Annotated in this window: 22 protein-coding genes; 11 read left to right on the top strand and 11 right to left on the bottom strand. The window is 70.5% G+C overall.

Annotated features, from left to right (window positions below; all coding sequences use genetic code 11):
• Positions 1 to 221 precede the first annotated feature (221 nt).
• A complete protein-coding gene (locus MFF54_RS09040) occupies positions 222 to 413 on the bottom strand; it encodes a hypothetical protein (RefSeq protein ID WP_238302276.1) in 192 nt (63 codons plus the stop codon).
• Between the two features lie 203 nt (positions 414 to 616).
• Here MFF54_RS09040 and MFF54_RS09035 point away from each other — a divergent pair, with 203 nt between their 5' ends.
• From MFF54_RS09035 to MFF54_RS27635, 3 genes are all read left to right on the top strand, one after another.
• Positions 617 to 925 (top strand): hypothetical protein, encoded by a 309-nt coding sequence (locus tag MFF54_RS09035; protein WP_238302275.1) that lies wholly within the window; start codon positions 617 to 619, stop codon positions 923 to 925.
• Positions 926 to 1,302: 377 nt separating this feature from the next.
• On the top strand, positions 1,303 to 2,829 hold the full coding sequence (locus MFF54_RS09030; protein WP_238302274.1) for a sensor domain-containing diguanylate cyclase: 1,527 nt from the start codon (positions 1,303 to 1,305) through the stop codon (positions 2,827 to 2,829).
• 148 nt (positions 2,830 to 2,977) lie between these two features.
• Entirely contained in the window at positions 2,978 to 3,100 is a 123-nt protein-coding gene (locus MFF54_RS27635; RefSeq protein ID WP_283206267.1) for a hypothetical protein, read from the top strand.
• A gap of 188 nt (positions 3,101 to 3,288) precedes the next feature.
• On the opposite strand, the gene MFF54_RS09025 is transcribed toward MFF54_RS27635, so the two are convergent.
• Both MFF54_RS09025 and MFF54_RS09020 read right to left on the bottom strand, forming a co-directional pair.
• Positions 3,289 to 4,986, bottom strand: coding sequence for a methyl-accepting chemotaxis protein (locus tag MFF54_RS09025; protein WP_238302273.1), 1,698 nt, complete (start codon positions 4,984 to 4,986; stop codon positions 3,289 to 3,291).
• A 293-nt stretch (positions 4,987 to 5,279) separates the two neighbouring features.
• On the bottom strand, positions 5,280 to 6,056 hold the full coding sequence (locus MFF54_RS09020) for a DUF1236 domain-containing protein (RefSeq protein ID WP_238302272.1): 777 nt from the start codon (positions 6,054 to 6,056) through the stop codon (positions 5,280 to 5,282).
• Between the two features lie 515 nt (positions 6,057 to 6,571).
• On the opposite strand from MFF54_RS09020, the gene dusA reads away from it, so the two are divergent.
• Positions 6,572 to 7,588, top strand: coding sequence for a tRNA dihydrouridine(20/20a) synthase DusA (gene dusA / locus MFF54_RS09015; protein WP_283206266.1), 1,017 nt, complete (start codon positions 6,572 to 6,574; stop codon positions 7,586 to 7,588).
• On the opposite strand, the gene MFF54_RS09010 is transcribed toward dusA, so the two are convergent.
• Genes MFF54_RS09010 through MFF54_RS09000 form a run of 3 tightly spaced genes read right to left on the bottom strand, consistent with a single transcriptional unit; the run spans position 7,585 to position 9,997 of the window.
• The gene (locus MFF54_RS09010; protein WP_238302270.1) at positions 7,585 to 8,166 is read right to left on the bottom strand and encodes a rhodanese-like domain-containing protein; all 582 of its coding nucleotides are present in this window, start codon (positions 8,164 to 8,166) and stop codon (positions 7,585 to 7,587) included. The two genes, dusA and MFF54_RS09010, sit on opposite strands and share 4 nt — an antisense overlap.
• A 3-nt stretch (positions 8,167 to 8,169) precedes the next feature.
• A complete protein-coding gene (locus MFF54_RS09005) occupies positions 8,170 to 8,979 on the bottom strand; it encodes a quinoprotein dehydrogenase-associated SoxYZ-like carrier (RefSeq protein WP_238302269.1) in 810 nt (269 codons plus the stop codon).
• Positions 8,980 to 9,022: 43 nt separating this feature from the next.
• A complete protein-coding gene (locus MFF54_RS09000; protein WP_238302268.1) occupies positions 9,023 to 9,997 on the bottom strand; it encodes a quinoprotein relay system zinc metallohydrolase 2 in 975 nt (324 codons plus the stop codon).
• A gap of 2 nt (positions 9,998 to 9,999) precedes the next feature.
• Here MFF54_RS09000 and MFF54_RS08995 point away from each other — a divergent pair, with 2 nt between their 5' ends.
• Positions 10,000 to 10,218: a hypothetical protein gene (locus tag MFF54_RS08995; RefSeq protein ID WP_238302267.1), complete on the top strand. Its 219-nt coding sequence runs from the start codon at positions 10,000 to 10,002 to the stop codon at positions 10,216 to 10,218.
• Between the two features lie 92 nt (positions 10,219 to 10,310).
• On the top strand, positions 10,311 to 12,008 hold the full coding sequence (locus MFF54_RS08990; RefSeq protein ID WP_238302266.1) for a methyl-accepting chemotaxis protein: 1,698 nt from the start codon (positions 10,311 to 10,313) through the stop codon (positions 12,006 to 12,008).
• A 26-nt stretch (positions 12,009 to 12,034) separates the two neighbouring features.
• On the opposite strand, the gene queC is transcribed toward MFF54_RS08990, so the two are convergent.
• The 3 genes from queC to cobT form a co-directional block, all read right to left on the bottom strand.
• Complete coding sequence (gene queC / locus MFF54_RS08985; RefSeq protein ID WP_370880269.1) at positions 12,035 to 12,751, bottom strand: 7-cyano-7-deazaguanine synthase QueC; 717 nt, start codon at positions 12,749 to 12,751, stop codon at positions 12,035 to 12,037.
• A gap of 37 nt (positions 12,752 to 12,788) precedes the next feature.
• A complete protein-coding gene (queD, locus tag MFF54_RS08980; protein ID WP_238302264.1) occupies positions 12,789 to 13,145 on the bottom strand; it encodes a 6-carboxytetrahydropterin synthase QueD in 357 nt (118 codons plus the stop codon).
• 103 nt (positions 13,146 to 13,248) lie between these two features.
• A complete protein-coding gene (gene cobT / locus MFF54_RS08975) occupies positions 13,249 to 14,268 on the bottom strand; it encodes a nicotinate-nucleotide--dimethylbenzimidazole phosphoribosyltransferase (RefSeq protein WP_238302263.1) in 1,020 nt (339 codons plus the stop codon).
• A gap of 138 nt (positions 14,269 to 14,406) precedes the next feature.
• Between cobT and cobS the strand changes: the two genes are divergently transcribed.
• From cobS to MFF54_RS08960, 3 genes are all read left to right on the top strand, one after another.
• Complete coding sequence (cobS, locus tag MFF54_RS08970; RefSeq protein WP_238302262.1) at positions 14,407 to 15,228, top strand: adenosylcobinamide-GDP ribazoletransferase; 822 nt, start codon at positions 14,407 to 14,409, stop codon at positions 15,226 to 15,228.
• A 103-nt stretch (positions 15,229 to 15,331) separates the two neighbouring features.
• Positions 15,332 to 15,541, top strand: a complete 210-nt coding sequence (locus tag MFF54_RS08965) for a DUF1289 domain-containing protein (RefSeq protein WP_238302277.1) — start codon at positions 15,332 to 15,334, stop codon at positions 15,539 to 15,541.
• On the top strand, positions 15,538 to 16,227 hold the full coding sequence (locus MFF54_RS08960) for a retropepsin-like aspartic protease family protein (protein ID WP_238302261.1): 690 nt from the start codon (positions 15,538 to 15,540) through the stop codon (positions 16,225 to 16,227). The genes MFF54_RS08965 and MFF54_RS08960 overlap by 4 nt, the downstream gene beginning before the upstream one ends.
• Before the next feature lie 15 nt (positions 16,228 to 16,242).
• Here MFF54_RS08960 and map read toward each other — a convergent pair whose 3' ends face one another.
• Entirely contained in the window at positions 16,243 to 16,995 is a 753-nt protein-coding gene (gene map, locus MFF54_RS08955) for a type I methionyl aminopeptidase (RefSeq protein ID WP_238302260.1), read from the bottom strand.
• Positions 16,996 to 17,182: 187 nt separating this feature from the next.
• Here map and panB point away from each other — a divergent pair, with 187 nt between their 5' ends.
• Entirely contained in the window at positions 17,183 to 18,007 is an 825-nt protein-coding gene (panB, locus tag MFF54_RS08950; RefSeq protein WP_238302259.1) for a 3-methyl-2-oxobutanoate hydroxymethyltransferase, read from the top strand.
• A gap of 3 nt (positions 18,008 to 18,010) precedes the next feature.
• On the opposite strand, the gene MFF54_RS08945 is transcribed toward panB, so the two are convergent.
• On the bottom strand, positions 18,011 to 19,012 hold the full coding sequence (locus tag MFF54_RS08945) for an NUDIX hydrolase (protein ID WP_238302258.1): 1,002 nt from the start codon (positions 19,010 to 19,012) through the stop codon (positions 18,011 to 18,013).
• Positions 19,013 to 19,231: 219 nt separating this feature from the next.
• Here MFF54_RS08945 and MFF54_RS08940 point away from each other — a divergent pair.
• Positions 19,232 to 19,804, top strand: a 573-nt coding sequence (locus MFF54_RS08940) for a thiamine phosphate synthase (RefSeq protein ID WP_238302257.1), incomplete at its 3' end; no start/stop codon positions are given.

The raw sequence follows: 19,804 nt of genomic DNA, 5'->3' as shown, positions 1-19,804 counted from the left end.
CACCGGAGGGGCGCGTGAGATGCGGGCGCCGCACCTCACGCGCCCCTCCGGTGGGTCGGTGAGAGGAAGGGCGATCCGAGAGGGTGGCTCGGATCGCCCGTTGCGCGCTGCCCCGGTGTTGAGACGGTGACCGGCAGCTCGAGGATCGAGCTAGGTCGTTATGGTTAACGAAGTCTTTCCGTCGGCCGACACACCGCCGTTGCCGTGATCGGTTCGCCCGGTCAGTCCCAGTCTATGTCCAGCGACCGCTCGAAGGCCCTGGCGTTCAGTTCCTTACCTTTAGGATCGAGGACCACGACGTCGCGAAAGCCGCGCCGCTGCAGCTCCCAGGTCTTCTCCATCGCCTGCTCATCGGTCCCACAGGCAAAGGTCATGACCCGGCCTGACGGATCTGTCCCTCTTACCTTGTACACGACACACTCTCCTGGACTGCCAGCGGCGGACAAACGCCTCGGCTGGCGCGGAGGTTCGCCCCGCGCGCTCGGGACCGGACGTACCGGCCCCTCGGCCGCCCGTACAGATATCGGGATGAGCCGCCCGCGGTGCGAGAGGGGGGGCGAACTCCTGGGGATCTCGTGGGTTGGGCTCCGACCCCAGCCAGTGGAGCAGCCGACGCATGCGGACGATCACCAGGACCACAGGGCAATTCGCGGCCCTGATGCTGGCTCTCGCGGCCCCGGCCTCGGCCCAGGTCGTGACGGGCGGGGCTGGCAATACCGGTGTTCAGGCCCCTGCGGATACAGGAGGTGTGCGGCCGGGCGAGCGCAATCTCGGTTCGCCCGCCCCATCCGCTGGGAATGCGGCCAACCCCAGCAACTCCGCCGTGCCCGGGACGACGCCGGGGGTCAATATCGGCGGCACCCCGACCAGCGGGCCGCCCGGAACGGGGGGAGCGGCCGGCGGCCCGGCCCTCGGCAACCGGTAGGTCTGCCCCGGATCGGCCGGCTTCATCGGCGCGCAGCAAGCCTTCGCCTCATGCGCGATGCTGAGCGACCGGGCGGTGAGCTCGACCGCCGCCCGGACCGCCGAGAGATTCCATGGCACGACAACCTCTTGCCCATCGATCAGGGCCAAGACGCTTGGCCCCAATCGTCGCCTAACCCGGCCCGGATTGATCTGCGGTGCGGCGACGGGGAGCGAGGCTCTAAACAGAGGGCCGAAGCCCGGCTCTGTCGCCGAGGCCGGGAAACCCGGCATTAGGGATGAAGGCGCAACCCGCAGCGATTAACCACCGCAGGAAGCATTCATAAAAGCCTCACACGCCAGAGCTGCATCGTTGATCGGACGCTCGAGTGCCCGCTGATGGCTCTGCCACTTTCCTTCTTGCGGCGCCTGCGCTCCACCCGCACCTGGATCGCCTTGGGCGTCGTCGCGCCTCTCGGCATGCTCGTCATGTCCGGGACGATGCTGCTCGACCTCAGGCGCGACGCCTACGCGAACGCCGAGCAGACATCGAAGAACCTCCTCCAGGTCCTCGAGCGCGACATCGCCCGCAACATCGAGCTGTTCGATCTGTCCCTGCGGGCCGTGACCGAGAATCTCAAAGCCCCGGGCTTGGAGAAGGTCAGCCCGAGCTTGCGCCAGCTCATCCTGTTCGACCGCGCGACGACCGCGCAGGACATGGGCGTGATGTTCGTTCTCGACGAGCGCGGCGACATCGTGGTCGACCAGGGCACCGTGACGCCGCGCAAGGGCAACTACGCCGACCGCACGTATTTCCGCGTGCACCAGGACCGCGCGGACCTCGGTCTCTACATCGGCGAACCGATCGTATCGCGGCTGACCGGCGAGCGCATGCTCCCGTTCAGTCGGCGCATCGATAAGCCCGACGGGAGCTTCGGCGGCGTAGCCTTCGGGAGCCTGAAGCTGACCTATTTCAGCCGCCTCTTCGAACCGCTCACTCTCGGACACGATGGGGCCATCAACCTGTATCTGCGCGATGGCACGCGGATCATGCGCCACCCCTATCTCGAGGCGGACATCGGCGTGAACATAGCGCGTGCGCCGACCTTCAAGCGGTTCGTGAGCAGTCACAGCGGCGCGTTCATCGGAACGTCCGTGCGGGACGGGGTCGAGCGGCACTATGCGTTCACCCAGATCGGCAACTGGCCGCTCGTCCTGAACGTCGCCCTGTCGATCCATAAGATCGAGGCGGAGTGGCGCGCCAAAGCCCTGATCATCGGCGGTGGTCTCGTCGCCCTGTGCGGGCTGACGCTGTTCCTCACGCTGCTGTGCGGGCGCGACCTGCGTCGCCGGGCGGCCTTGCATGAGGAACTCGCGCGGCTCTCCCGCACCGACGCCCTGACGGGCGTAGCGAACCGGCGGTGCTTCGAGCAAGCGCTGGAACAGGCGTGGCATGATGCCCGACGCAGCGGCAAGCCGATCTCGATGCTGATCGTCGATGCCGATCACTTCAAGTCCTTCAACGACCGCTACGGTCATCCGATCGGCGACGCCGTTCTTAAAGCGTTGGCGGATCGTCTGGCCGCGAGCGTGCACCGGCCGCGCGACCTCGTCTGCCGGATCGGGGGAGAGGAGTTCGCGGTCCTTCTGCCGGAGACGGACAGGGACGGCGCTTGGCGCATCGCCTCCGAGATCCACGCTGCCGTCAAGACCTTGGCAGTCGCGTCGGCAGGAGTCTCTGCCGGCTCGGTCACGGTCAGCATCGGGCTAGGCATCGGGCCAGAGGCGACCGACACAGGCGCCGACGCTCTGTACCGACGCGCGGATGCGGCCGTGTACGAGGCCAAGGCGAACGGCCGCGATCAGACCCGGTCCGCACCGGATGCCGACAACCAAAGCCGGACCCTGCGCCTCGTCGGGGTGTAGAGGCACCGGCGACGAAGTCGCAGTGCAACCTCGATTTCGACACGGCGAGACCGCGCGGCGGGTGGCTGCCCGCTCCGTCCGGTCCTGTGCCGTATGCCTGGAAGTGCTTCTCAGCAGCTCGGCCGCGGCATCATGCGAGGGACACACGATGCCCGGCTTCGCCTACAACCTTCGGATGTTGAGCCGCCGCACCCATTTGAGCCTCTGCATCGCGGTCGGTTCGACGCTGATTCTTACGATGATCGCGGCAGTGGCACTGTTCTGGCCGTAGGCTGCGCGAACGTCGTACCCGGCGCTCACCCCCACTCCACGCACCCACACTTCCGCGCCCACGTCCAGGTGCGCCTCCGTCGTCTCCTGCGCAGCGGAGCATGGCGCAGCCGAGCAAGGAAGGCGCCTGCCCGAGCACCTATGGATCGGACAGGTGGGCGGTAGGGGACCAGAGCTGGACGCGGACACTTACGCCGCGCGTACCCCGCTCAGGAAGCGGCTGACCTCGGCCGAGAGGTGCTCGGACTGGCGCGACAGCTCGGACGCCGCGCCGAGCACCTGGGAGGCGGCCGCACCCGTCTCCTCGACCGCGCCCGCCACGCCCGCGATGCTGCGCGTCACCTCGCCCGTGCCGGCCGAGGCCTGCGAGACGTTGCGCACGATCTCCTGGGTCGCCGCGCCCTGCTCCTCCACCGCCGCCGCAATCGAGGCCGCCACACCCGCGATCTCCCGGATCCGCGTGCCGATCCCGCCGATCGCGCCGACCGCCTGATCCGTCGAGCCCTGGATCCGGCCGATCTGCGTCGTGATCTCCTCCGTCGCCCGCGCCGTCTGGGCGGCCAGCTCCTTCACCTCGGCCGCCACCACCGCAAAGCCCCGCCCCGCCTCGCCGGCGCGCGCCGCCTCGATCGTGGCGTTGAGCGCCAGCAGGTTGGTCTGACCGGCGATCTGCGAGATCAGCGCCACCACGTCGCCGATGCGGCTGGCCGCCTGCGCCAGATCCTGCACCAGGCCCGCCGTGGCGTTGGCCTCCGCCACCGCCGCCTGCGCCAGATCGGCCGAGCCCGAGACCTGCCGGCCGATCTCGGCCACCGAGGAGCCGAGCTCCTCGGCCGCGGCCGCCACCGTGTTGACGTTGGCCGCCGCCTGGGCGGCGGCGGCCGCCACGCTGGTGGACTGGCCCGCCGTCTGGCCGGCGGTGGCGCTCATGCTCTGGGCGGTGGCCTGCAGCTCGCTGGCTGCCGAGGAGACCAGGCCGACGATGCCGCCGACCGCCGCCTCAAAGCCGTCAGCCATCTGGCGCATGCCGGCCTTGCGCTGCTCCTCCGCCGAGGCCCGCGCCAGCGCCGTCTCCTCTTCGAGCTGACGGGTACGGATCAGGTTGTTCTTGAAGACCTGTACCGCGGCGGCGATCATTCCGATTTCGGTGCGCGCTCCCTGATGCGGGATGGAGACGCTCGCATCCCCGGCGGCCAGCGCGTTCATCGGTTCCACCACCGAGGCGATATCGCGCGCGATCGAGCGGACGATCACCGCGCCGAGCGTCACGGCGAGACCCACAGCGAGGAGGCCGACCGCGATCAGGAGGGTCCGGGTCTGAGAATAGATCTCCGCGCTCAGCGTCTCGGCTTGGGCGCTGCCAGCCTGATTCAGCGCGACGATCTTGTCGAGGGACACGGAGGCGGCGCGCCTCGGGCCGACGCCCCGACTTTCGTACATCGCCAGGGCCTCGGCCTTCCGACCGGTACGCGACAGGTCAAGAATCGGTTCGACCGTCGCTGCAAACTCCGCCCAGTTCTTGGAGAACCCATCATACAAGGCGCGCTCCTCCGGCGAGCTGATCAGCGGCTCGTAGGCCTCGCGCGCCTCGGTGAGTTTGCGCGTGCGCTCGCTCAGATCCTTGTCGATGGCCGCGAGCATCTTCGGCTCGCTCGTCAGGATGTGTCGCAGCACGCTCGTCGTGTAGCGCCCGGTCAGCGCGTCGACCTGGCTCGCGGTTCGAACGCTGGGCAGCCAGTTCGTTTGAACATCGCGGAGCAACCCGTTCATCCCCACAGCGCTCTGATAGCCGACGAACGAGAGAACTGCGATGAAAAGGACCAAGATGAGGAACGACCCCGTCAACTTGGAACGTATCGAGAGCGCGCGCACTGAAGTTTTCCCCAAAAGATAGGAATTTAATTTATCCCTCTTCCATTAGGGTACTTGCACGACTTATTTTTCGTTAACTCTCCAATAATTTGCACTATATCTTGCAAACATCGGGCAGAGACGGGCCATCTAGCTTTGCGACACCAGCCGAAACGGATCGTTTCTCGGACGCCGAACGCGGTCGTCCGGTTCGTGACCCGCATCGACCTCCGTGAGCCCAAGGACCTAAAAATAGCCCGCCACGGCTCGGCCGGGCGGGCTTGTCGTCGCTACAGGAGCGGGGGTCGACGCCGGCTCCGCAGCAGATGCTACGCCGGGATGACGTCCACGATCTCGTAGGTGTCCGGATCGATGATCACGATGTCGTCGCGCACGAGGATGAAGCTGTAGCCCTCGTAGGCCGGCACCAGGGTGACGATCGCCGGCGGGAGCCGGTGCAACGTGACCGAGCGCGGAATGGCCGTGCCGACATTCAGGCTGAAGTTCACGTTGGTGACGCGGCTCACGCCGACGCGGGTGATCGACTGCCGGAACTCAGTCCGCTGGCTGCTGTCGAGCCGGTTCACGGCACCGCGGGCCGCGCCGCGCTCACCGCGCTCCGCCCGGCCGTTCCGCGCGCCCGGTCCGCCGCGATCGTCGTTGCCGCGAGCCGAACCGCGCCCGTCCTGGCGTTCGCCGGCGCGATCGGCCCCGTCCGAGCGCCCGCCGCGGTCCGCTCCGTCGGGACGCTCACCCGCTGCCCCGCGCTCGGCGGCACCGCCGCGTTCACCGACTACGCCGGCGGCGGGGCGTCCCTCGCTCCCACCCCGCGGCTCGGTCGCAGCGCCGCCGCGCACCCCACCGGCCTCGCCGCCCCGCGCGCCGGTTCCCCCACCGGGAGCAGCGGGACCGCCGACACCGGCGCCACCACCGGCACCGGCGCCACCACCGGCGCCCACTCCGCCGACAGGCCCCGCACCTGCTCCGCCTGCTGCGCCGGCACCGCCGCCGCCGGCCCCGCCACCGGGACCGCCCTGAGCGAGCGCCATCGTTGCCCCCGCTGTCAGCAGGGCAGCCGTCATCGTGCTCCGAATGAGCTTGTTCATGGGGCGCTTCCTCGTCCTGTAACCAGCTGAAGGCCGCGACCTGTGATGTCGCCGCGGGGTGCGGCCACGCAACGAGAAGCTCAGGCAAACCGTTCCGGTCGCCTCTTGGTTGAGCCTGGATGCCGCCGACGAAAATTGCCCGCCGCGGCAGGGCCGGGCGGGCTGAGTCTCTTGGGAGGAAGGGCCCCGAAGGGCGCCCATCCCCGAACGGTTAGCATGGGCCCTGAAGGAATCATGTGCGCTCTGGCACGCTGTCGACCACGCTGCCGCGTGTCACGCCCCCGGCCTGCGCAAACTCGTCCGACGCCGCCGGACGGTCTTGGCCTCCCGGTGCAATGGCCCATCTCTTTGGACGATCGTCAGCGCGTGGTATCCGGGAGGTCCGTCATCGCGGGGGCGCGCCAGCGGTGCCTACGGTGCGCGAGCGACAGCGCGGAGCGGCCCTGCAGCAGACGCAACCGAGACCGTACGAGCCGGTCCGAGCCTGATCCTGTGCGAGAGTGAGAGAGGACCACGTGACTGGTGCGGCGGAAGAAGCGGGCGCGCTCCGCGGTTGGCGATTCAGTGTCGCGCCAATGATGGACTGGACGGACCGGCATTGCCGGGCCTTCCACCGGACCCTGTCCCGGCACGCCCGGCTCTACACCGAGATGGTGACGACGGGTGCCGTGCTGCACGGACCGCGCGAGCGGCTGCTCGGCTTCTCGCCGATGGAGCACCCGGTCGCGCTGCAGCTCGGCGGCTCGGACCCGGAGGAGTTGGCCGCCTCGGCTCGGATCGCCGCCGACCTCGGCTACGATGAGGTGAACCTCAATGTCGGCTGCCCGTCCGACCGGGTCCAGGAGGGGCGCTTCGGCGCCTGCCTGATGCGCGAGCCCGCCCTTGTGGCGTCCTGCGTCGCTGCCATGAAGGCGGAGGTACGAGTTCCCGTGACCGTGAAATGCCGCATCGGCGTCGACGATCAGGATCCGGAAGCGGCTCTCGACGCTCTCGCGGAGGCGGTGGTGGCTGCGGGCGTGGACGGCGTCGTGGTTCATGCCCGGAAAGCCTGGCTCCAGGGCCTCTCGCCGAAGGAGAACCGCGACGTGCCGCCCCTCGATTACGGCCGCGTCGCCCGGCTGAAACGCGCCCATCCGGACCTGCCGATGGCCGTCAACGGCGGCATCGCCACCCTGGCGGAGGCGCTGGCGCGGCTCGCCGAGGTCGACGGCGTGATGGTCGGCCGAGCCGCCTACACCGAGCCGGCGTTGCTCCTCTCGGTCGACGCGGTGCTGTTCGGCGCTCCGGCTCCGCACGCCGACGCTTTCGCGGCCGTCGAGGCCTTCGAGCCCTACATCGCCGAGGTTCTGGCGCGCGGCGAGCGCCTCCACGCGGTGACGCGGCACATGCTGGGCCTGTTCAACGGGCGACCCGGAGCGCGCGCCTACCGGCGCCACCTCTCGACCGCCGGGATGCGGTCCGACGCCGACCTCGGGACGCTCCGGGAGGCGGTGGCGCAGGTCGCACGCGCGGAAGAGCGGCGCGCGGCCTAACGCTCGGCCTCAGGCGGCAGCGCCGCCCAGGCCGCATCCGGCTTCGCCACGGCGGTCTCGTGATCGTCCTGCCAGCCTTCGACGCCTTGCGGGAACCAGTGCACGCTGGTGTAGCCGGCAAGCACGAGGCGGCGCCCGGCGTTCCAGCTACCCCAGCACTCGGGGCGGCAGAACGTCACCACGGGCTTGGCCTTGTCGCCTCCCGTCAGCTCCGCGACGCGCCGGAGGAACAGGGCCTCGCGCTCCGGGCTCAGCGGGGCGACGCCCGCGCCCGGCATCCAGACGGCGCCGGGGATCGAGCGGTGGGTCGGCAGCCAGGGCCGGTCGGCAGGGAAGTTCGCGGGCTTGCGGTCCATCAGGACCACGTCGAGAAGCACCGGCTTGTCCGGCAGCATCGCGGCGAGCCGGTCGGCGTCGATCACGGCGGCGCCCGTGAGCGTGGCCGGCGTGTAGCCGCGCTGTGGCCCAGTCCAGAGCCCGTCCGGCTCCGGCACGTTCACGGGCGAGTCGGCGGGCGCCGCCGCGACGAGCAGGGCGAGCGCGGCGAGGGCTGCCGCTCCCCTTGGCAGGATCCGCACGGCTCAGTTGCTCGCGCTCGGCGCGGTGAAGCTGTGCTCCCAGCGCCCGCCCTGATTGTCGGTCGCCGTCACCTTGACCGGCCCTGCCGGCAAAAAGGCGAAGTTGATCACCGGGTTCGAGGCGATCGAGATGTCCCCGTCCATCACGAACACGTTGCGATTGCCGGTATCGACCGTGATCTTGTTGACGTAGCGCGCAGGCGTGTAGTCGCGGGTGATCTGGTTCATCTGCATGCCGGAAAAGTTCGGGTGGCGGATCATCAGGGTCGCCTCGACCGGCTTGCCGGCCTGAGCCTCCCCGGCGAACTTCATCCGCATCTCGCCCATGCCCTTCATCGCCTCCTCGTCGCTCATGCCCATCGGGGCCGAGCAACCGCCGGAGGCCTTGACGAACTTCGTGGCCTCGTAGAGCGCGCCGTCCTTCGTCTCGGCGACCGCGTGGACGTTGGTGTAGCTGTTCACCCGCACGCGCAAGCGCAGCTCGCTCGGATCGGCGGCCGGGCCGAAGCGGAAATGCGCGGCGTAGGGCGAGGGGTTGTCGTCGATGACGAGGTGGACGGCCTGGACCTTGTCTTTCTCGGGCATGGTCAGGGTGATCGGCACGAGCGCGGCATCCTCCGCCCGCTTCGGGGCCTCGACCTTCACGAGGGTCTCGGTCGGCTGGATCGTACGGTCCTTGAAGATCGAGGCGGCGACGTCCCGCCAGCGCGCCTCGCGCTCCGCGTCCGTATCGGAGGGGCCGGCGGCCAGGGCCGCCCCCGCGGCAGCGAGCACGAGTCCGAAGGCGAGGGGGGCAAGCTTCGTTGCGAGCATGGTGGCGTTCCTCCTGAGCAGTGTTATGTAAGATCCGCGCCAGCTATTCCCACTCCAGTTCCTTGTAGGCGACGGTCACGTTTCGGGCATTGTAGTCGTCGAACAGGTCCCACTTGCCCCGTTCGGACTGCGCGACAGTGCCGACAGCCTTCTCGATCGTGATGTCCGCGGCGATCGCCTTGCGGGTCTCGTCGCGCAGCAGGCCGAGATAGCGGGCGAGATCCGCCAGTGCCGGGACGGGATCGACGCTGACCGGGCCATGGCCCGGCACGGCGCGCGCCGCTCCGAACGCTTTCAGACGATCGATCTCCTTGAGCCAGCCGTTCAGGCTGCCGTCGAGGGAGGGGATGCGCCCGACCGAGAGCAGGTCGCCGGTGAAGAGAAGCCCGCTGCCGGTATCGATCATCGAGAGATCGGTCGGGGTGTGCGCCGACGGGTGGGCGGTGAAACGCAGGATGCGGTCGCCCAGGTCGACCTCGGCCCCCTCCGTCACCGCCTGCGTCGGGTAGACGACGGTGCCGGCCTTGTCGGCCCCGAGCACATCCTCCAGCCGCTTGCGGTAGTACGCGCCCCGTGCCTCGAGCGCCGCCCGAAGGGCGTGATGACCGATATAGGTCGGCTCGTCCTCCGCGAAGGCCGCCGCGCCGAAGCAGTGGTCCGGATGGACGTGACTCATCACCACGTGGCGGATCGGCTTGTCCGTCCGCTTCCGGATCTCGCCGCGTAGCCACTGCCCGTCCGCGAGGCTGCCGCCCGATTCCGTCACCAGCACGCCGTCGCGGCCGACGATGAAGCCCGTATTGGCGATGGCGTCGGCGTTGTCGGGGCTGGCCTCGGCATTCGGCCCACGGCGCACGAAGACGCCCGGGCCGACCTCCTCCAGGGCGAGCGCCTCGGCGCGGAGCCGGCCCGGCAGGCAGCAGAGGCAGAAGCCGCCGAACGTCGTCAGCAGTGCTTGGCGCCGAGAGAGCGCGGCGCGCGCGCCGAGCCCCGGTGCGGCGGCATCCCGCGCCTGCATGCATGACCTCCCTGATCGTTGCCGATCATTGGGGCGCACGCGTCCACGGCGTCAAGCAACGGCCCGAGAAGCGCGGGGGCAGCCATCTTCACGATCGCGCGTGCGAGCTGCCTATGCCTTACCACGATATCGGACGGCGCTCCGGGCGCGACGTCGAGCAACCTGCCGGCCCGAAGATTCAACTCGATGCTTTACATCACAAAATTACAACTTCCAATTGATTGTATTCGACCAGTTGGAAATTTACGTGCCCTTAGCAGCTTTGGTCAGATGTCTACAAAATCAGCATCCTGCCCATCATTGAGCCAAGACCATGCGCGCCCTGAACGACAGATCGTTTCTCTTCAAGTTGTCCCTGCCGTTCGCGCTGGTCCTTCTGGTCGGAGCCGGTCTGATCCTCTATGCGCAGGACGTGATGCAGCGCATCTCCGCCCGCACCGCTGGGCTGATCGACGTCCAGGTCACCCGGCAGGACAGCCTCGCGCGTATCCGGTTCGGCCTCGCGGAGGCCGCCGCGATGGACCGCAACATGCTGCTCGAGGCGGACCCGCGGAAACAGGCCCGCTTCAAGGGCCCGCAGGAGGCCGCGATGCGAGCGGCGAGCGGCGCGGTCGAGACGCTACTCGCGATGTCGGACACGCCGGATCGCCGCGAGATGAACCTGACGGTGCAGCGCGACATCGACGCCTTCTTCGCGGTCCTGCGCCGGACAACGGCCCTCGGCCTCGAAGGACGCCGCGACGAAGCGTTTCAGATCGCGCGCGACGTCGGCATGGTGAACAGGCACAAGCTCAACGCTTGGCTTGAGGAACGCGAAGCGCACGTTGCGAAGGAGCTGCAGGCGGCCAAGCTGCGCACCGCCGACGAGGTGCATGAGGCCACACGTACCCTGATCGTGTCCGGGCTCGCGGGGCTCGCGCTCATCGTCGCCCTCTCGGCGGCAATCGTGGTGCTGGCGATCGCCCGGCCGCTGGCGCGGCTGGTCGCGGTGCTGCGGCGCATGGCTGCGGGCGAGATCGACGCGGAGATCGCGGAGGCGCGACGCGGCGACGAGATCGGTGCCGTGGGCAAGGCGGTCGAGGGCATCAAGGCGATGGTGGCGCAGAAGGCTGCCGAGCAGGCCGAGATCAAACGCATCGCCGACGCCGCCGCCGCCGCCGAGCGCCAGCGCACCATGGTGGAACTCGCCGACGGCTTCGAGCGGGCGGTCGGGGGCATCGTCGGCATGGTGTCGTCCTCGGCAACCGAGCTGCAAGCCACCGCCCAACAGATGACGTCCACGGCTAACGAGACCGCCAATCGGTCGAACACGGTTGCGGCGGCCGCCGGTCAGGCTGCCTCAAACGTGCAGACCGTCGCGGCGGCGGCGGAGGAACTGGGCTCGTCGGTGCAGGAGATCGGACGGCAGGTCGCGGGCTCGGCCGGTCTCGCGCGCTCGGCGGTCGGCGAGGCGGAGCAGACCGCCGAACTCGTGAACGCGCTGAGCCGGGCGGCCGGGCGCATCGGCGATGTGATCGGCCTGATCTCGACCATCGCGGGCCAGACCAACCTGCTGGCACTCAACGCCACGATCGAGGCGGCCCGCGCCGGCGAGGCGGGACGCGGCTTCGCAGTCGTGGCCAGCGAGGTGAAGGACCTCGCCTCGCAGACCGCGCGGGCAACCGAGGAGATCGCGACGCAGATCCAGCGGATCCAGGGCTCCACGCACGAGGCCGTGCAGGCGATCGAGGGCATCTCGGGGCGGATCCGCGAGATCGATGCGGTGGCGGCCCAGATCGCGGCGGCGGTGGAGCAGCAGGGGGCAGCGACGCAGGAGATCGTGCGCAACGTCGCCCAGGCTTCGATGGGGACCGGCGAGGTGACGGCGAACATTGCGGGGGTCGCGGGCGCGGTCGAGGAGACGGGTGCGGCCGCCGCGCAGGTGCTCACGTCGGCCTCCGAGCTGTCCCGGCAGTCCGAGCATCTCGGCGTCGAGGTGGAGCGCTTCCTGGCGACTGTGCGGGCGGCCTGAGACGATCGGGCTGGGGCGTTCGCGTCTCAGCTCGCTCCCGCCACCTCGGCCGCGACGAAGCGGGCATGGCCCTCCGCGCGCAGCTGGCAGGCAGGGCAGGTCCCGCAGCCGTAGCCCCAGGCATGTCGGGCGCCGCGCTCGCCGAGATAGCAGGTATGGCTGTCCTCCACGATCAGATCGACGAGCCCGTGACCGCCGAGGTCCTGCGCGAGCGACCAGGTCTGCGCCTTGTCGATCCACATCAGCGGCGTGTGCAGCACGAAGCGGCGGTCCATGCCGAGATTAAGCGCCACCTGCACAGCCTTGATGGCGTCGTCGCGGCAGTCGGGATAGCCCGAGAAGTCCGTCTCGCACATGCCGCCGACGATGTGGCGGATGCCGCGCCGGTAGGCGAGCGCGGCCGCGAAGGTCAGGAAGACGAGGTTGCGGCCCGGCACGAAGGTGTTGGGCAGGCCCGAGGCCGCGTAGCCGATCTCGGCCTCGCGGGTCAGCGCCGTCTCGGAGACCTGGCCGAGCGCGTCGAGAGCGAGGGTATGGTCCTCGCCGAGGCGCCGGCCCCAGGCGGGGACGAGGCGGGCGAGGCCCTGGCGCAGCCGTGCGCGGGCATCGAGTTCGATCCGATGGCGCTGGCCGTAATCGAAACCGAGCGTCTCGACGCGGGCGAAGCGGTCGAGCGCCCAGGCGAGGCAGGTGGCCGAGTCCTGGCCGCCCGAGAACAGCACCAGCGCGCGCTCGTCGCCGATCCCGCTATCGGTCCCGGTACGGATGTCCTGGCCTGCCTCACTCACCCGCATACTCCGCCCATGACATCGGGGTCTCGTAGACCCGCACCACCGCGAGGCCGGGCAGGCCCGGCTTCGCCCGATGCCAGATCCAGGCCGCGATGTGCTCGGCGGTCGGGTTATCCAACCCCTCGATGTCGTTGAGGGTGTGGTGGTCGAGGCGCTCCAGCAGGGGCCGGAAGATCTCCTCGATGTCGTAGAAGTCGATCACCCAGCCGGTGCGGGGATCGATGTCGCCCGCGACCGTCAGCTCGACCCGGTAGGAATGACCGTGCATCCGGTGGCAGCGATGCGTGGAGGGCACGTTCGGCAGGCGGTGGGCTGCCTCGAAGGTGAAGGCCTGGGTGATCTTCATGGGTCTGTCTTCGTCAACGATGACGGCGCGGGGGCGGCATCCGGCCAGGGCCACCCCATAGCGCGTTCAAGCCGTTGCGCGCAAAGCGCGTTTCAGGACCCCTTCACGCCCCGGACCTGCCCGAGACGCCGGCCTGCGCGAAGGTCGCCATGTCGCGGTGGCAGGCGAGGGCCCCCTTCAGGAGACCGATCGCCAGGGCGGCGCCCGAGCCCTCGCCGAGGCGCATGCCGAGCGCGAGCAGGGGCTTCAGGCCCAGCCGCTCCAGCACCTCCTCGTGCGCGCCCTCCGCCGAGACGTGCCCGGCAAGACAGTGGTCGAGGGCGCTGGGATCGAGGGCGTGCAGCACGGCCGCCGCCGCGGTCGAGACGTAGCCGTCGATCACCACCGGCACGCGCTGCAGTCGCGCGGCCAGGATCGCGCCGGCCATCGCGGCGATCTCGCGGCCGCCGAGCCGGCGCAGCACCTCCAGCGGGTCGGAGAGGTGGCCGGCATGGTGGGCGAGCGCCGTCTCGACCACCGCGACCTTGCGAGCGTAGCCCGCGGCGTCGACCCCGGTGCCGCGCCCGACCCAGTGCGCGGGCTCAGCCCCGAACAGGGCGGCGTAGATCGCCGCGGCGATCGTTGTGTTGCCGATGCCCATCTCGCCGATCCCGAGGCAGTCGGTGCCGGCCGCGATCGATTCCATGCCGAACGCCATGGTGGCGACGCAACCGCGCTCGTCCAGCGCCGGGCCCTCGCAGATGTCACCGGTCGGAACGTCGAGCGCGAGGTCGAACACCTTGAAGCCGAGGCCGTAGGTCGCACAGATCTGGTTGATCGCCGCGCCGCCTGCGGCGAAATTGTCGAGCATCTGCCGGTTCACCGCGTCCGGGAAGGCCGAGACCCCGCGCCGCGTCACGCCGTGGCTCGCCGCGAACACGCAGACGAGCGGCCGGTCGAGGGAGGGCGGTGCCTTGCCCTGCCAGGCCGCGAGCCAGGCGACCAACTCCTCCAGCCGTCCCAGTGCCCCCGCCGGCTTCGTCAGTTCGGCATCGCGCGCCGCGACTGCGCCTGCAGCCTCCGCATCGGCCTCTGGCATCGTCGCGATGAGGCGGCGGATGTCGGCGAAGGGGCTCTCGGTCATGTGCGCAATCCTGTGGGCGGCCCGAACGGGGGCTGCGGCCGCGCCCGGCCCGCACGCTATAGTGCCGCCGGGGCAGGGGGTGAAGGCGCCGGCCGCGCCGCGGGTCCGGCTGATGGCACTCTGGAAGGGACGCGGGCGATGAACGAGCGACCCTCGGGCGGCGAGGCCGACTGGCCCGGCCGCTTTCTCCTGCGGGATCTGGCCGCCTGTCTGCGCTTCTACTCGCGCCTGCCGGTACCCCATCTCGGCGGCGGCGACCCGCACGCGGCGCCCGACTTCGCGACCGTGCCGCGGGTGCTGCCGATCGCCGGTCTGATCCTGGCGCTGCCCTCGGCGGCCGCGCTGCTCGCCGCCTGGGGTCTCGGTCTCGGGCCGTTCATCGCGGCGGTGCTGGCGCTCGCTGTCTCCGTCGCGGTCACCGGAGCCCTGCACGAGGATGGGCTGGCCGACGTGGCGGACGGGTTCGGCGGCGCGACGCCGGCGCGGCGCCTGGAGATCATGCGCGACAGCCGCATCGGCGCCTACGGGGCGACAGCGCTCGTCCTGGCGCTGGCCCTGCGAATCGGCGCCCTGGCGACGCTGCTCGATCGGGTGGCCGCCGCGGCGGCGGTCGCGCTGCTGCTGGCCGCCGCGCTCTCGCGGGTGGCGGCGCTGCTGCCGATGGTGCTGCTCGGACCGGCGCGGCCGGGCGGCCTCAGCGCGTCGGTCGGTCGGCCGACCCGCGGGACGCTCGGGACCGCTGCGGGATTCGGTCTCGTGCTGACGCTGCTGGCCCTGCCGTTCGGGCTCCCGCCCCACGGGGTCCTGCTGATGCTGCTGCTCTCCGGCCTCGCGGCGCTCGCCCTGACGCGGCTCGCCGCCGCCAGGATCGGCGGCCAGACCGGCGACGTGGTCGGCGCCTGCCAGCAGGTCGCTGAGATCGCAGGCCTCCTCGGCCTGATCGCCTGCCTGCCGGCCTGACGACCGGTGCCGGCCTGATCGCCTCCCGGATGGTTGATCCGCCCTTGATCTCGTGGCCGATCGGCGGACATGTGGGCCCATCGTGGAGAAGCCGTCGCAAACGATGCCGCAGACGCTGTCGAGTCCCTGCACCAAGGTCTGCATTCTCGATTCGGAGACCGGGCTCTGCCGCGGCTGCGGGCGCACCCGCGATGAGATCGCCGCCTGGGGCGGGCTCGGCGAGGCGCAGCGCCGCGCGATCATGGCGGGGCTCGAGGCCCGTCTGCGCTTGGCCTATCCGACAACCGAGGGCAGGCAGGCCGCGTCCGGATGATCCCCTATCTCGCGATCGCCGCGATCGTCGCCGTCGTGGCGCTCCTCGTTCTCACGGACGGGAGCGGCAGTGTCGGGGGCATCGAGCCGGACACCTTCGCGGGCATCGCTTTCGGCGTCGGCACGCTGATGCTTGTCACCGCCGGCTACTGGCGCCGCTTCGGCAGCGGGCTCGGGGTCAGCCTCCGACACGCCCTGATCTGGCTGGCGCTCGGGCTCGCCTGCATCGTCGCCTACAGCTACCGCGACGAGATCCAGGGCGTCAGCTCCCGGGTCGTCGGCGAGTTGCGGCCCGGCAGCGCCGTGGTCTCGGGCCGGACCGACACGATCGTCCGGCGACAGGACGGGGATTTCGAGGTCGAGGCCGAGGTCAACGGGCGCGTCCAGGCCTTCGCCTTCGACACCGGCGCCAGCGCCGTGGTGCTCACCGCCGAGAACGCCGCGGCGCTCGGCATCCGACCGGCCGAGGCTGCCTTCACGAGCCGCGTCTCGACCGCGAACGGCACGGCCTACACAGCGCCGATCCTGCTCGATTCCGTGAGCATCGGACCGGTCACCGAGCGCCGGGTGCCGGCCCTTGTGGCGCGCACGGGTGCCCTCAGCCAGAACCTGCTCGGCCAGAGCTTCCTCACGCGGCTGCCCGGCTACGAGGTGCGCGGCGACCGGCTGATCCTGCGGGGCCGCTGAGCCGCCGTCGCGCGCCTACGGGCTCGGCATGGTCAGGATCAGGGGCCCGTTCCGGGTGGCGACGACGGTGTGCTCGTACTGCACCGTCAGGGCTCTGGGCCGGCTGTAGAGGGTCCAGGGATCGTCGCCGTCCTCGGCGAAATCGGCCCCGAGCGACAGGAAGGGTTCCACGGTCAAAACCAGCCCCTCGCCCATGATCCGGCGCTCGGCGGCGTCGGGCCAGGTCGCGATCTCCTTGGGCTCCTCGTGCAGCGAGAGGCCGACGCCGTGGCTCGCGAGGTTGCGCACCAGCGTGTAGCCGTTCTTCCGCGCGAAGGCGCCCACCGCCCGGCCGATACCCGCCAGCGGCCTGTCGGCGCCGACCTCGCGCAGACCCGCCCACATCGCCCGGCGGCCATCCTTGCAGAGCCGCTCGACCTTGCGCGTCGCGGGCGGCACGGCGAACGAGGCTCCCGTGTCGGCGAAGTAGCCGGCCTTCTCGGCGGAGACGTCGATGTTGACGAGATCGCCAGGCTGGATCCTGCGCTCGCCCGGGATGCCGTGCGCGATCTCCTCGTTGACGCTGATGCAGGTCGCCCCGGGGAAGCCGTAGACCATCTCGGGTGCCGGGCGAGCGCCCGCGGTCTCCAGAACCTGCCGCCCGATCCGATCGAGCTCACGCGTGCTCATGCCGGGCTCGATGGCGCGGCCCATCGCCTCCAGCGCGTCGGCGACGATCCGTCCGATCGCCTTGAGGGCCGTGAGCTCGTCCTCGCTCGACACCGTCATATCCGCTCCTCTCGCTGCCTCTCACCGAGCCCCGCCTCGCCGCAACGATCAGGGGGTGTGGACGACAAAGTCCGGGCTTTCTCGGCCGCCCGGGTTTCCAGGCCTGCACACCCTATATATGCCGCGCGTCGTGCCGGGAGGCGGGTGCGGACCCGCTCCGGGAAGCCGTGCCAAGGACACCGTGCCAATGTCGCAGGTCGTGCAATCCCGCCGCCTCCGGGCCACCGACATCGCCAAGGCCAAGGCGGAAGGGCGCAAGATCATCTCGCTCACCGCCTACCATGCCCACACGGCCTCGATCCTCGACGCCTACTGCGACTTCATCCTGGTCGGCGACTCGCTCGGCATGGTGATGCACGGCATGGAATCGACGCTGCCCGTCACCCTGGAGATGATGATCCTCCAGGCGCAGGCGGTGATGCGGGGTACCTCGCGCGCCCTCGTCGTCGTCGACATGCCTTTCGGCTCCTACGAGGCCAGCCGCGAGCAGGCCTTCATGAGCGCGGCGCGGATCCTGAAGGAGACCGGGGCGGGCGCGGTGAAGCTCGAGGGGGGTGCGCGCTTCGCCGAGACCGTCGCCTTCCTGACCCAGCGCGGGGTGCCGGTGATGGGCCATATCGGCCTCACCCCCCAGTCGGTGAACACGATGGGCGGCTTCCGGGTGCAGGGCAGGGGACCGGACGGCGAGCGGCTGCTCCTGGAGGATGCCCGCGCGATCAGCGAGGCGGGCGCCTTCGCGATCGTGCTGGAGGGCATCGTCGAGCCGGTGGCGCGGACCATCGCGGCCGCCCCCGAGGTGACCGCCGCCACGATCGGCATCGGCGCCTCCTCGACCTGCGACGGGCAGATCCTGGTCCTGGAGGACATGCTGGGCCTCTCCGAGCGCACGCCGAAATTCGTCAAGCAGTTCGGCTCGCTGCGCGCCCATATCGAGGCCGCGGTGAAGACCTACGCCGACGAGGTGCGCGCCGGGCGCTTCCCCGAGGATGCGCACACCTACGGCGACCGCTGAACCTCAGGAGCGCCGCGAGGGCGTCAGCCTGAGGCCCGGGGCGGGGCGTTCCAGCAGCACCTCGCGGCGGAAGCGCACGAGGCGGGCCGGGCGGCCCGCCGTGCCGCTGGTGACGTCCTCGGTCTCCTCGACCAGCCCCTGCTGCGCCACGAGCCGGCGAAAATTCTGCTTGTGGAGCGGCGTGCCAGCCAGGGCCTCGACGGTGCGCTGGAGCTGGAGCAGAGTGAAGGCCGGCGGCATCAGCTCGAACACGACTGGGCGATACTTGATCTTGCCGCGCATGCGTCCGATCGCGGTGGCCAGAACCCGGCGGTGGTCGAAGGCCATCGGCACGCCGGTCGGGTCGCCCGGCACCGCCTGACCCGCATTGCCCTGCGCCTCCGGGATCAGCCCGGCCTCGAACAGCAACTCGTAGCGCTCCAGCACGCGCTCGTCGCTCCAAGTGCCGCCTCCGAGGCCGAAGGTCAGGCCGAGGCGGTCGGCGCGCAGGCGGCGCAGCTTCGCCTCGGCCGGCTCGGCCGCCCAGGCCTCGAGCCGCGCCGCGATCGCGTCGAGCTGCGGCGGACGTCCGCGCCGGAAATCCTCGTAGGGGAGGTAGCGGTACCAGTTCTGCCACGCGGCCTCGGCGAGACCGGCCGGGCGCTCCTCGCGCACCAGCGCCAGATAGGCCACGGAGAGCGAGTGCATCCCGGCGCCGCCGTCGCCCGATCGGTCGCGGTCGCCGAAGGTGTAGAGCTGCTCGACATAGCCGAGGCGCTGGTGCGTCTGCCGCTCGACCCAGGCGCGCAGGCCGCGCTCCAGCGTCGCGTGCTCGGAGACGAGCGGCCCCGCCGGCAGGCCATCGCCGCGGCCCGGCGCCTGTCCGGGAACCCGCACGGTGAGGGCGCGCGGCTCCCCCTCGGTCGCCGCCACGATCACCGCGACGAGGCCGACGGAGGAGGGATTCTCCACCGCGCGGGGCGGCTCCCGCCCCTCCGTGATCCGTACGCTCTCGACTCCGGACATGCTCGACATCGACAGGGAACGTGCGGGAGCGCCTCCGCGTCCCGGCGCGGCACCGCGCGGGGTGATATTGACGCGGTTCTTAGCCGTACTTTGCCGGCCGGCGTCAACAAAGCTGGGGCTTCACCTTGCAAAGCGTCGGCCCAGGACCCAAACCGCCTTTGGGTGCCGGGCGGGCGAGGCTCCGACCTTTCTGACAAGACAGCCCGCAGGAAGGTCCTGATGCGCGTCAGTTCCCCCGTCGATCTGAGGCTCTACGGGCTCCTCGACGTCGGGGTCTGCGGCGGAGACGGGGGGCGCCTCGCCAGGATGGCGGCCGAGGCTGCGGCCGGCGGCTGCACCCTGCTCCAGTACCGCGAGAAGGACATCGCCGATGCCCGCGCGGCCCTGGAGCGGATCCGCGCGATCCGGGCCGCGCTCGGGGGCCGGGTACCGCTGCTCGTCAACGACCGGGTCGACCTCGCGCTCGCGGCCGGTGCCGAGGGCGTGCATCTCGGCCAGAGCGACATGCACCCGGCCGATGCGCGCGGCCTTCTCGGCGCCAGCGCCATCATCGGCCTCACCCTGAAGAACGCGGCTCAGGCCGATGAGCTCTACCGCCTGCCCGTGGACTACGCCTGCATCGGCGGCGTCTTCGCGACCGGCAGCAAGACCAATCCCGACCCGCCCGTCGGCCTGGACGGGCTCGCGCGCATCGTCTTCCGCGGACGCCTCGCCAGGGGGGCGGATTTCCCGCTGGGCGCCATCGCGGGGATCGATTCGAGCAACGCCGCAGCGGTGATCGCGGCCGGCGCG

The sequence above is a fragment of the Methylobacterium gregans genome, from assembly GCF_022179245.1.
GTDB classification, from domain to species: domain Bacteria; phylum Pseudomonadota; class Alphaproteobacteria; order Rhizobiales; family Beijerinckiaceae; genus Methylobacterium; species Methylobacterium gregans.
The sequence above is the reverse complement of the archived record's forward strand: the minus strand, read 5'-3'. Positions and strand labels throughout refer to the sequence as shown.

What these genes read in the sequence shown, in the direction of transcription:
- MFF54_RS09035 (WP_238302275.1), top strand. Translation starts at nt 617, where the DNA reads ATGCGGACGATCACCAGGACCACAGGGCAATTCGCGGCCCTGATGCTG.
- MFF54_RS09030 (WP_238302274.1), top strand. Translation starts at nt 1,303, where the DNA reads ATGGCTCTGCCACTTTCCTTCTTGCGGCGCCTGCGCTCCACCCGCACC.
- MFF54_RS27635 (WP_283206267.1), top strand. Translation starts at nt 2,978, where the DNA reads ATGCCCGGCTTCGCCTACAACCTTCGGATGTTGAGCCGCCGCACCCAT.
- MFF54_RS09020 (WP_238302272.1), bottom strand. Translation starts at nt 6,056, where the DNA reads ATGAACAAGCTCATTCGGAGCACGATGACGGCTGCCCTGCTGACAGCG.
- MFF54_RS09005 (WP_238302269.1), bottom strand. Translation starts at nt 8,979, where the DNA reads ATGCTCGCAACGAAGCTTGCCCCCCTCGCCTTCGGACTCGTGCTCGCT.
- MFF54_RS09000 (WP_238302268.1), bottom strand. Translation starts at nt 9,997, where the DNA reads ATGCAGGCGCGGGATGCCGCCGCACCGGGGCTCGGCGCGCGCGCCGCG.
- MFF54_RS08995 (WP_238302267.1), top strand. Translation starts at nt 10,000, where the DNA reads ATGACCTCCCTGATCGTTGCCGATCATTGGGGCGCACGCGTCCACGGC.
- MFF54_RS08990 (WP_238302266.1), top strand. Translation starts at nt 10,311, where the DNA reads ATGCGCGCCCTGAACGACAGATCGTTTCTCTTCAAGTTGTCCCTGCCG.
- queD (WP_238302264.1), bottom strand. Translation starts at nt 13,145, where the DNA reads ATGAAGATCACCCAGGCCTTCACCTTCGAGGCAGCCCACCGCCTGCCG.
- cobT (WP_238302263.1), bottom strand. Translation starts at nt 14,268, where the DNA reads ATGACCGAGAGCCCCTTCGCCGACATCCGCCGCCTCATCGCGACGATG.
- cobS (WP_238302262.1), top strand. Translation starts at nt 14,407, where the DNA reads ATGAACGAGCGACCCTCGGGCGGCGAGGCCGACTGGCCCGGCCGCTTT.
- MFF54_RS08965 (WP_238302277.1), top strand. Translation starts at nt 15,332, where the DNA reads ATGCCGCAGACGCTGTCGAGTCCCTGCACCAAGGTCTGCATTCTCGAT.
- MFF54_RS08960 (WP_238302261.1), top strand. Translation starts at nt 15,538, where the DNA reads ATGATCCCCTATCTCGCGATCGCCGCGATCGTCGCCGTCGTGGCGCTC.
- map (WP_238302260.1), bottom strand. Translation starts at nt 16,995, where the DNA reads ATGACGGTGTCGAGCGAGGACGAGCTCACGGCCCTCAAGGCGATCGGA.
- panB (WP_238302259.1), top strand. Translation starts at nt 17,183, where the DNA reads ATGTCGCAGGTCGTGCAATCCCGCCGCCTCCGGGCCACCGACATCGCC.
- MFF54_RS08945 (WP_238302258.1), bottom strand. Translation starts at nt 19,012, where the DNA reads ATGTCCGGAGTCGAGAGCGTACGGATCACGGAGGGGCGGGAGCCGCCC.